The organism is Dokdonella sp., assembly GCF_051958935.1.
Taxonomy (GTDB): Bacteria; Pseudomonadota; Gammaproteobacteria; order Xanthomonadales; family Rhodanobacteraceae; genus Dokdonella_A.
The window spans coordinates 19,266-29,351 of sequence record NZ_JBQCFP010000004.1; the positions used below are offsets into that span (position 1 = coordinate 19,266).

A 10,086-nucleotide genomic window follows, 5' to 3' on the forward strand; every position below is an offset into this window, starting at 1 on the left:
ATTGGCTGCACGCGCGGCGAGCGACGCCCGACCGGATTCGGCCACGCCGTCCCCTTGTGCCCGCGCATGCACGGTCCCGCGCCGGCGGGACAAGGGGTGGATGGTACTGGACTCCGGGGCGCATGCGCTACGACCCTGGCCTGCCGGACGCGTGGCCCGCGCGCCCCCGGCGGCGAAATGCGCAGCGCAAAGCGCCCGCCAGGCCGGCGGCCAGCCGGCGCGAGGGCCAAGACCGCAATCGGCGCAACACGACCGCGGTGGCCGCGGCGCCGGCGCTCAGACGATGCCGAGTTCGAACGCCTTCAGCACCGCGCGGGTGCGGTCGCGCACGCCGAGCTTGGAGAGGATGTTGGAGACATGATTCTTCACCGTTCCCTCGGCGACGCCGAGCGAATTGGCGATCTCCTTGTTGCTGTAGCCGCCGGCCATCAGGCGCAGGATCTCGGTCTCGCGCTCGGTCAGCGGGTCGGGCCGGTCCAGGCTCGTGAACTCGTTGTGCATGCGCTCGAGACCGCTGAGCAGGCGCTGCGTGACCATCGGCGCGACCAGCGATCCGCCTTCGGCGACGGTCTTGACCGCATCGACGAGCTGGTCGAGCGAGACGTCCTTGAGCAGGTAGCCGCGCGCGCCCGCCTTGAGCCCGGCCAGCACGAGCTGGTCATCGTCGAAGGTGGTCAGGATGATCGTCGGCGGCAACTGGTCCTTCGCCGCGAGCGCATTGAGGACGTCGAGCCCGGACATCCCCGGCATGCGCATGTCGAGCAGCACCACGTCGGGTTTCACGCGCGGTATCGTCTCGACCGCCTGCGCGCCGTCGCCGGCCTCGGCGATCACGCGGATCGAATCGGACAGCTCCAGCAGCGAGCGGATGCCCTGGCGCACCAGGGTCTGGTCGTCGACCAGGCAGACTTGGATCACGAGGTTCCCTCCAATGGCAGCAGGGCATCGAGGGCGAAGCCCTTCCCCTTGCCGGTGACGATGTCGACGCGGCCGCCGAACTGCGCGAGGCGTTCGCGCATGCCGGTGAGGCCGTTGCCGTGCCGCAGTTCGCTGGCACCCTGGCCGTCGTCGCGCGCATGGATCGCCATCTGGCGATCGGCGCTGCGCTCGAACGTCAGCCAGAGATTGCGCGCGCCGGCGTGGCGCACGGTGTTGGTGATGATCTCCTGCGCGCAACGCAACAATACCTGCGCGCGCTTGGGATCGTCGACGCTGAAGCGCGGCGGCAGCTCCAGGTGGATGGCGAGGCCGGGCACGCCTTCGGTGAGGTTGCGCAAGGCCTGGGTGAGATCGATGCTGTCGCCTTCGCGCAGCTGGCTGACCACCTCGCGCACGTCGCTGAGCAGCAGCTTGGCGACCGATTGCGCCTGCCGCACGTGCTCCTGCGCCTGGCCCTGCACGAGGTGGCTCGCCACTTCGAGGTTGAGGCTGAGCGCGGTCAGGTGGTGGCCGACGAGGTCGTGCAATTCGCGCGAGATGCGCATGCGCTCGGCGAGGCGGCTCGATTCCGCGAGCAGGGTGCGCGTCGCGCGCAGCTCCGAATTGAGGCGGCGCTGTTCCTCGCGCGCCTCGACCTGCTGCTTGGTCACCAGCGCCGTGACGAACGCGAGCACGATGAAACCCGAATACAGGCTCGACTGCAGGAATGCGTCGCTGAGGCTGAACGCGGGTTCGCGGATGCTCGCGAACACGGGCACGAGCGAGAAATTCTGCAGCACCATCCAGGCGATGCCGATGCGCAGCGGCAGCAGCCACGGCAGCACGACCGCGACGACCGCGAGCAGCAGCGCCGAGATGCCGCTCTGGCTGAACCAGCCGATCGCTACCGCCATGCCGTTCAGCACGACCAGCAGGGCGATCTGCAGCGCGCGCCGGAGCGGCGTGCGGCGGCGGTCGCCGAGGTCGTGGGTGAGGTACCAGTAGACGACCCCGAACACGATGTAGCAGGCGAGCCACAGGTGCACGTAACTGCCGGGCAACTGCTTCTGCGCGAGGTCCTCCACCACGGTCTGGTAGCGCAGGAACGGCGTGCCGACGCTCGCGTACTGGAACAGGCCGGCGTAGCGGAGCAGCTGGATGTGGTTGAACTGCGGCCAGGGCATGCCGTCATGATATGCCGGCGGACCGACCACCGACCTGCCCGGAAGTCATTGTCGGCGCGCGGGCCGCGGCGGGGCCAGGGCGCCGCTGCAGCAGGGCGGCTAACATTTCCCTAACCAATGCGCCCGCAACGCGCCATGACCGCATCGCGGGCGCATGCGATAATCGGCACTGGTGGCCGCGGCCTGCAGCCGCACGCCCCCATGCCATCCGACGGAGCAAGCAATGGCCCTAAGCATCCGCGACGTGCAACCGCACGATCTGGATTCGGTGCTCGCACTCAACAACGCCGCCGGTTCCACGATCCTGCCGCTGGATGTCGCCGGTCTGCGCGGGCTGTACGACGAGGCGAGCTATTTCCGTGTCGCCGAAGTGGACGGCCACATCGCCGGTTTCCTCATCGCGCTGCGCGAGGATGCGCGTTACGCGAGCCCCAACTTCCTCTGGTTCCGCGCGCATTACCCGGAATTCGTCTACATCGACCGCATCGTCGTCGCCCGCCCGTACCGCGGCCTCGGCCTCGGCCGCGTGTTCTATGCGGACGTGACGAGCTATGCAGAGACGCATGTGCCGGAACTGGCCTGCGAGGTGTTCCTCGAGCCGCGCGACGACGTCTCGCTGCTCTTCCACGGCACCTGGGGTTTCCTCGAGGTCGGCCAGCAGACGATGCCGAGCAACGGTCGCCGTGTCGCCCTGCTCGCCAAGACCCTGTGCAGCTTCCCGTTCGTGCGCGACACCTACCTGCGCGGCCCGACCGGCCGCCTGCCGGAGCTGCCCTGGCTCGGCGAGCGCGCGCGGCCGAACGCGGCGATGCGCGGCGCCCGCGCCGCCGGCGGTGCCTGACGTGGCGATGACCGCGGCGGAACTCGCGAGCCTCGAGCCGGTCGCCGAAATCAAGTTCGGCCAGGTCGGCATCGCCAATCTCAAGTTGAAACGACTCGACCCCGACGCGCTCGCGGCCGAACTGCGCGGCAAGGTCGAGAACGCGGAGAAGCTGTTCCTGCGCGCGCCGGTCGTACTCGACCTCAGCCACCTGCCGGGCCTTCCCGACGTCGACGTCGTGCGCGACCTGCTCGAGCGGATCCGCGCGTCCGGCATGCTGCCGGTCGGCCTTTCCTACGGAACGAGCGAGAACGAGCAGATCGCGCAGGCGCTCGGCATACCGGTGATCGCCAAGTTCCGCGCGTCGTACGAACGCGCCGGCGACGCGGCAGCCGAGGCGCCGCCGGCACCGCCGCGCGCGACGCCGCCACCGCCGTCGCGCGAGCCGGCCGTCGATTCGCGGGCGACCGCACCCGCCGCGCAGCCCGGCACGAATGCGAGCGGGCTGCTGCATGACAAACCGGTCCGTTCCGGCCAGCAGGTATACGCGCGCGGACGGGACCTGATCCTCACGGCGCTCGTGGGCAATGGCGCCGAAGTCATCGCGGACGGTTCGATCCACGTCTACGGCGCGCTGCGCGGGCGCGCGCTCGCCGGTGCGCAGGGCGACGAGGGCGCGCGCATCTACTGCCAGGAATTCCACGCCGAACTCGTCTCGATCGCCGGCCAGTACCGCGTGTTCGAGGACATTCCGAAGGACCTGCGCGGACAACGCGTGCAGTGCTGGCTGGAAGGCGACAAGTTGATGTTGAAGAAGCTGTGATTGGTGATTCGGGATTGGTGATTCGCAAAAGCAGCCGCGGGGGGCCGGTCGTGTTTGCTGGCCGCCCTTCACCAATCACGAATCACGAATCACCAATCACCACACCCAGGGAGATACGCCATTGACTGAGATCATCGTCGTCACGTCCGGGAAGGGCGGCGTCGGCAAGACCACCACGAGCGCCTCGCTCGCGGTCGGCCTGGCCCGGCGCGGCAAGAAGGTGGCCGTCATCGACTTCGACGTCGGCCTGCGCAACCTCGACCTCATCATGGGCTGCGAGCGGCGCGTCGTGTACGACTTCGTCAACGTGATCCAGGGCGAATGCACGCTCAAGCAGGCGTTGATCAAGGACAAGCGCATCGAGACGCTGTACGTGCTCGCCGCTTCGCAGACGCGCGACAAGGACGCGCTGAGCAAGGAAGGCGTCGAGCGCGTGCTCAACGAGCTCACCGACGACGGCTTCGACTACGTGATCTGCGATTCGCCCGCGGGCATCGAGAAGGGCGCGAGCCTCGCGATGTACTTCGCCGATCGCGCGATCGTCGTGGTCAACCCGGAAGTGTCCAGCGTGCGCGATTCCGATCGCATCCTCGGCCTGCTCGCAAGCAAGACGCGCCGCGCCGAGCAGGGCGGCGGCGGCGTCGAGCAGCACCTGCTGCTGACGCGCTACAACCCCGACCGCGTCGCGAGCGGCGACATGATGGGCATCGCCGACGTCAAGGACATCCTCGGCATCGAGGTGCTCGGCGTGATCCCGGAATCGCCGGGCGTGCTGACCGCGTCGAACGCGGGCGTGCCGGTGATCCTCGACGAAGCTTCGGATGCCGGCCAGGCGTACGCCGACGCGGTCGCCCGCCTTGCCGGCGAGGACCGGCCGATGCGCTTCATCGACGCAACGAAGAAGGGTTTTCTCGCGCGCATCTTCGGGAGCTGAGCCATGGGACTGTTCGATCTATTCCGCTCACGCCCGAAGAACACCGCATCGGTGGCCGCCGAACGGCTGCGCATCATCGTCATGCAGGAACGCGCGGCGAACGGCCGGCCGGACTATCTGCCGATGCTGCGCCGCGAGCTGCTCGAAGTGATCCGCAAGTACGTCAACGTCGATCCGGACGCGATCGACATCCACGTCACGCACGAAGGCGAAGGCGAAGTGCTCGAGCTGACGGTCGCGCTGCCGGAAAAGCACGTCGCGCCGTCGACGCCGGCGACCGACGAGACCTGACGGCGGCAGGTGCGATGGACGCGGCGATCACCGCGCCGCACGGGAGCGATGCCCCCGTGCAGAGGCTCGCCGACATCGGCTTCGCCGCAGCGCGCGCATTGCTCGCGCGCCATGCGCTCGTACTGGTCGAAGTCGCCGCGGGCGAACCCATCCCGGGCAGCTACTGGGGCGACAGCGAAGCAGGCGTGATCGCACACGAGGTCTATGCGCGTGCCGACACACCGGTGCATTCGCTGCTGCACGAGGCCTGCCACCTGATCGTCGCCCCGGCCGAGCGGCGCGCGTCGATCCACACCGACGCCTCCGACTCGCAGGCCGAGGAAGACGCGACCTGCTATCTGCAGATCCTGCTCGCCGACGATCTCGCCGGCGTGGGTAGCGCGCGCCTGATGGCCGACATGGACGCATGGGGCTACAGCTTCCGCCTCGGCAGCGCACGCGCCTGGTTCGAACACGACGCCGACGACGCGCGCGCATGGCTCGCCGCACGCGGCCTGCTGCCGCAAGCGCCGCGATGAGTGATTGAAACACGACGCGCACGCAAGAGCTCCGCCGCGGAAGTTTCTGCCGACGATGTCTAGAGCGTGTCCGGCTCCAACTTGCCCTTCATTTTCCTTCCTTCGTGTCCTGCTTGTTTCAGCCTCCTGACCGTGAATGCTGCGCCGATCCTGATCGATCCTGAGCCGCGCCTGCGCTGAGACCGCTGCGCGCGTCAGCTACGATACATCCAGCCGGGACGACAATCGGGTCTTGCCACGGAGAGACGCTGGCCCCGAATGCGACGGGGCGATCGGGACGATGATCCTCGCGACCGACAAACCCACCGCCCTGCCCTCGCCGCCGCACGCGGCGCCTTCCGCGATCGCGTTGTTCCTCGACGTCGACGGAACACTGCTCGAATTCGCACCCGAACCCGACGGCGTCGTCGTCGACGCCGGGTTGCCCGCGCTACTCGCTCGGCTCTCGCATGCGCTCGACGGCGCCCTCGCGGTGCTCAGTGGCCGATCGCTGCAACGCATCGATGAACTGCTCGGGCTGCCGGAACTCGCCGCGGCCGGCTCGCACGGCGCCGAACTGCGCCGCAGCGGCGGCACGATCGTGCGTGCGGTGCGCGATTCGCATGGCATGAGCGCCTTGCGCGCGTACGCTGGCGCGCTGCTCGCCGATGTCCAAGGCGTGGTGGTCGAGCACAAACCCGACGCGATCGCGCTGCACTGGCGCGCGGCGCCGGCGATGGCGGCCGTGGTCGAGGATGTCGCGCAAAAGCTCGTGCGCGCCGGCGGCCGGGCCTATCGCCTGCAGCACGGCGACTGCGTGGTCGAACTGCGCGGCGCCGGCGCGGACAAGGGCGACGCCTTGCGCGCGCTCATGCAGCAGTCGCCGTTCGCCGGCCGCGTACCGTGGATGATCGGCGACGACCTCACCGACGAGCACGCCTTCGATGCGGCCGAACGCGCCGGCGGTTCAGGCGTGATCGTCGGCCCTCGTCGGCCGACGCGCGCCCGCTACGGGCTCGCCGATCCCGCGGCAGTGCACCGCTGGCTCGCCGCGCTCGCCGCTCATCCACCGGAGACGTCCACATGAGCGACGCCAAACCCGCGAGCCTCGACCTCGGCGTGATCGGCAACGGCACGATCGGCGCGCTCGTCGACGCGCGTGGGCGCATCGTCTGGTGTTGCCTGCCCGCGTTCGACGGCGACCCGGCGTTCTGCTCGCTGCTGTCGCCGCGCGCGCACGACGCCGGCTGGTTCGACGTCGCGCTCCACGGCGAGCGGCGCTCCAACCAACACTACGTCGAGAACTCGGCGATCCTCGTCACGCGCGTCGATGCCGAGGACGGCAGCGCGATCGAGATCACCGACTTCGCGCCGCGCTACAAGCAGTACGGCCGCGTGTTCCATCCGATGGCGATCGTGCGCACCGTGCGTCCGCTCGCCGGAACGCCACGCATCACCTTGCGCCTGCGACCGCTCACCGGCTACGGCGCACGCAAGCCCGAGCGCACGTCCGGCTCCAACCACGAGCGCTTCATCCTCGACGACGGCACCGTGCTCCGCGCGACCACCGATGCGCCGCTGCCGATGCTGCGCGACGAGTTGCCGTTCCTGCTCGACCGCGAAATCCATGTCCTGCTCGGCCCCGATGAGACGCTGACGGAATCGCCCGCCGCGTACGCCCTGCGGGCGTACGACGCGACGCTCGGCTACTGGCGCGAGTGGGTGCGCTACCTGTCGATCCCGGCCGAATGGCAGGACGCGGTGATCCGCGCCGCGATCACCCTGAAACTCTGCCAGTACGAAGGCACGGGCGCGATCGTCGCGGCGATGACGACGTCGATACCCGAAGCGCCGCACACGGTACGCAACTGGGACTACCGCTACTGCTGGCTGCGCGATGCCGCATTCGTCGTGCGCGCGCTCAACCGCCTCGGCGCGACGCGCAGCATGGAAGAATACCTGCGCTACCTGTACAACCTCGCCGCCGGGGCCGACGGCGACCTCGGCCCCGTCTACGGCATCCATTTCGAGCGCGAACTGCTCGAGCGCGAGGCGGAGCACCTCGCCGGCTACCGCGGCATGGGCCCGGTGCGCATCGGCAACGATGCGTGGCGGCAGTTGCAGAACGACGTGCCCGGCAGCGTGGTGCTCGCCGCCGTGCAGCTGTTCTTCGACCGCCGGCTCGAGTCACCCGGCGACGCCGCCGCATTCACGCGCCTCGAGGCCGCCGGCGAAGCCGCCTGGCGCGTACACGACCGGCCCGACGCGGGCCTGTGGGAGTTCCGCGGCCGCGCGCACGTGCACACCTATTCCGCGGTGATGTCGTGGGCCGCGTGCGACCGGCTCGCGCGCATCGCCGCGCACCTCGGCGCGGGGGCGCGCGCGGCAGTCTGGGCCGAACGCGCGCAGCGCGTGCGGGAGCTCGTGCTCGCGCGCGCCGTGCACCCGCGCCACGGCTGGTTCGTCGATGCGTTCGACAGCGAACGCCTCGACGCGAGCCTGCTGCTGCTCGCCGACCTGCGCTTCATTGATGCCCTGGATCCCCGTTACGTCGCGACGGTCGAGGCCATCGGGCGCGAATTGCGCCGCGGCGACTACGTCTACCGCTATGCGACCGAAGACGACTTCGGCATGCCGGAGACGAGCTTCACGATCTGCAGCTTCTGGTACGTCGAGGCGCTCGCCTCGATCGGCCGCGTCGACGAGGCGCGCGTGTTGTTCGAACAGTTGCTCGCGCGGCGCAATCCGCTCGGCCTCCTGTCCGAGGACGTGCATCCGCAGACCGGCGAGCTGTGGGGCAACTTCCCGCAGACCTATTCGCTGGTCGGCCTCATCAATGCCGCCTCGCGGCTGTCGCGCAGCTGGGAGAGCTTCCTGTGAGCCGTCTCGTCGTCGTCTCCAACCGCGTCGCGCAGCCACGCGAAGCGCGCGCGGGCGGCCTCGCCTCGGCGATGCAGGCCGCGCTCGAGCAGTGCGGCGGGCTCTGGTTCGGCTGGAGCGGTCGGATCGTCGACGACGTGGCGGACACGCCGCGCGTCGAACGCGCCGGGCGCATCGACTACGCGCTGGTCGATCTCTCGCGCACCGACCACGACGAGTACTACCTCGGCTTCGCCAACCGCACGCTGTGGCCGCTGCTGCACTTCCGCCCATCGCTGCTCGACTACCACCGCGACGACTTCGCCGGCTACCTGCGCGTCAACGCGATGTTCGCGCGGCAACTCGCGCCACTGCTGCGCGACGACGACATTGTGTGGATACACGACTATCACCTCATCCCGCTTGGGGCCGAATTGCGCGCACTCGGTGTCGCCGCGCGCATCGGCTTCTTCCTGCACGTGCCGGTGCCGCCGCCGGCCCTGCTCGCGATCTTGCCGCACCACGAGCAGTTGTTTCCCAAGCTCGCCGCGTACGACCTCGTGGGCCTGCAGACCTGGCGCGATCGCGACGCGCTGCTCGCCTACTTCCGCGAAGAACGGCACGCGACGACCGATGCGGATGGCGTCGCCGTGCTGCCGGATGGGCGCCGTTTCGAGGTCGCCGCGTTCCCGATCGGCATCGATGCACAGAAGGTGGCCGAGCAGGCGCGCAAGGCGGCGGGCAGCCCGGCGACCGGGCGACTCGTACGAAGCCTGGAAGGCCGCAAGCTCGTGATCGGCGTCGATCGCCTCGATTATTCGAAAGGCCTGCCGCAGCGTTTCGAGGCGTTCGGCCGCTTCCTCTCGCGCCATGCCGCCTGGCGCGCGCGCGTGTCGTTCCTGCAGATCGCGCCGCCATCGCGCGAGCAGGTGCAGGAATACCGCGACCTGCGCTCGCGCCTCGAGCGCCTCGCCGGTGCCACCAATGGCCGCTACGCGGAACCGGACTGGGTACCGATCCGCTACGTCAACCGCAGTTTCACCCAGGGTACGCTCGCCGGCTTCTACCGCGTCGCCGACATCGGCCTCGTCACGCCGCTGCGCGACGGCATGAACCTGGTCGCGAAGGAATACATCGCCTCGCAACCACCGGACGACCCGGGCGTGCTCGTGCTGTCGAGCTTCGCCGGTGCAGCCGACGAACTCGCCGAAGCGATCATCATCAATCCGCTCGATCCCGAGGACATCGTCGAGAGCCTCGAACGTGCGTTGTCGATGCCGCTCGCCGAACGGCGCGAGCGCTGGGCAGCGATGTTCGAGCGCGTGTCGCGCGACGACATCGCGTCGTGGCGGAGGGCGTTCCTCGATCGCCTCGCGGGCTGACGTGGGTTCGTGGCGACTTCCGACAGCCGCACGCGTTGCAGGATCTCCCTGGCGGCGGTGAATCCGTAGCGGGCCTTGGCGGCCTTGCGCGCAATGCCGGGAGAAAGAAGCCATCGCGCGGCCAGCTATTGCGCGCGGCAATTGCGCAAGCAGGCGAAGAACCAAAAAAAAAAAAGCCGCGCGGCGAACCGCGCGGCCATGTCGCCTTCAGGAATCGACGATCAGAACTTCACGGTGATGCGGCCCCAGTAGTAACGGCCCATCAGGTCGAAGTCGCTCGGGTCCGTGTTCGCGTTCAGCGTGTTGTTCGCGTACAGGAACGGCGGCTGCTTGTCGCCGACATTGTTCACGCCGATGTCGAAGCGCGTGTTGAGCGAT

Annotated in this window: 10 protein-coding genes; 8 read left to right on the forward strand and 2 right to left on the reverse strand. The window is 69.0% G+C overall.

The window, feature by feature from the left end:
• Positions 1 to 276: 276 nt before the first annotated feature.
• A complete protein-coding gene (locus ACTHK2_RS00490) occupies positions 277 to 918 on the reverse strand; it encodes a response regulator (protein WP_440243590.1) in 642 nt (213 codons plus the stop codon).
• Positions 915 to 2,102, reverse strand: coding sequence for a sensor histidine kinase (locus tag ACTHK2_RS00495; protein ID WP_440243592.1), 1,188 nt, complete (start codon positions 2,100 to 2,102; stop codon positions 915 to 917). Before ACTHK2_RS00495 ends, ACTHK2_RS00490 begins: the two co-directional genes overlap by 4 nt.
• Positions 2,103 to 2,325: 223 nt before the next feature.
• On the opposite strand from ACTHK2_RS00495, the gene ACTHK2_RS00500 reads away from it, so the two are divergent.
• From ACTHK2_RS00500 to otsA, 8 genes are all read left to right on the forward strand, one after another.
• On the forward strand, positions 2,326 to 2,943 hold the full coding sequence (locus ACTHK2_RS00500; protein WP_440243594.1) for a GNAT family N-acetyltransferase: 618 nt from the start codon (positions 2,326 to 2,328) through the stop codon (positions 2,941 to 2,943).
• 7 nt (positions 2,944 to 2,950) lie between these two features.
• Positions 2,951 to 3,745, forward strand: coding sequence for a septum site-determining protein MinC (minC, locus tag ACTHK2_RS00505; protein WP_440243609.1), 795 nt, complete (start codon positions 2,951 to 2,953; stop codon positions 3,743 to 3,745).
• A 121-nt stretch (positions 3,746 to 3,866) separates the two neighbouring features.
• Positions 3,867 to 4,679, forward strand: a complete 813-nt coding sequence (gene minD, locus ACTHK2_RS00510; RefSeq protein WP_440243596.1) for a septum site-determining protein MinD — start codon at positions 3,867 to 3,869, stop codon at positions 4,677 to 4,679.
• Between the two features lie 3 nt (positions 4,680 to 4,682).
• Positions 4,683 to 4,970 (forward strand): cell division topological specificity factor MinE, encoded by a 288-nt coding sequence (minE, locus tag ACTHK2_RS00515; RefSeq protein ID WP_440243598.1) that lies wholly within the window; start codon positions 4,683 to 4,685, stop codon positions 4,968 to 4,970.
• Positions 4,971 to 4,984: 14 nt separating this feature from the next.
• Positions 4,985 to 5,488 carry a hypothetical protein gene (locus tag ACTHK2_RS00520; protein WP_440243601.1) on the forward strand — a complete coding sequence of 168 codons (504 nt, stop codon included), beginning with the start codon at positions 4,985 to 4,987 and terminating at the stop codon, positions 5,486 to 5,488.
• Between the two features lie 280 nt (positions 5,489 to 5,768).
• Positions 5,769 to 6,554, forward strand: coding sequence for a trehalose-phosphatase (gene otsB / locus ACTHK2_RS00525; RefSeq protein WP_440243603.1), 786 nt, complete (start codon positions 5,769 to 5,771; stop codon positions 6,552 to 6,554).
• Positions 6,551 to 8,347, forward strand: a complete 1,797-nt coding sequence (locus tag ACTHK2_RS00530) for a glycoside hydrolase family 15 protein (RefSeq protein WP_440243605.1) — start codon at positions 6,551 to 6,553, stop codon at positions 8,345 to 8,347. The genes otsB and ACTHK2_RS00530 overlap by 4 nt, the downstream gene beginning before the upstream one ends.
• The gene (otsA, locus tag ACTHK2_RS00535) at positions 8,344 to 9,708 is read left to right on the forward strand and encodes an alpha,alpha-trehalose-phosphate synthase (UDP-forming) (RefSeq protein ID WP_440243607.1); all 1,365 of its coding nucleotides are present in this window, start codon (positions 8,344 to 8,346) and stop codon (positions 9,706 to 9,708) included. The genes ACTHK2_RS00530 and otsA overlap by 4 nt, the downstream gene beginning before the upstream one ends.
• Positions 9,709 to 10,086 lie beyond the last annotated feature (378 nt).

What these genes read in the sequence shown, in the direction of transcription:
- ACTHK2_RS00495 (WP_440243592.1), bottom strand. Translation starts at nt 2,102, where the DNA reads ATGCCCTGGCCGCAGTTCAACCACATCCAGCTGCTCCGCTACGCCGGC.
- ACTHK2_RS00500 (WP_440243594.1), top strand. Translation starts at nt 2,326, where the DNA reads ATGGCCCTAAGCATCCGCGACGTGCAACCGCACGATCTGGATTCGGTG.
- minC (WP_440243609.1), top strand. Translation starts at nt 2,951, where the DNA reads ATGACCGCGGCGGAACTCGCGAGCCTCGAGCCGGTCGCCGAAATCAAG.
- minE (WP_440243598.1), top strand. Translation starts at nt 4,683, where the DNA reads ATGGGACTGTTCGATCTATTCCGCTCACGCCCGAAGAACACCGCATCG.
- ACTHK2_RS00520 (WP_440243601.1), top strand. Translation starts at nt 4,985, where the DNA reads ATGGACGCGGCGATCACCGCGCCGCACGGGAGCGATGCCCCCGTGCAG.
- otsB (WP_440243603.1), top strand. Translation starts at nt 5,769, where the DNA reads ATGATCCTCGCGACCGACAAACCCACCGCCCTGCCCTCGCCGCCGCAC.
- ACTHK2_RS00530 (WP_440243605.1), top strand. Translation starts at nt 6,551, where the DNA reads ATGAGCGACGCCAAACCCGCGAGCCTCGACCTCGGCGTGATCGGCAAC.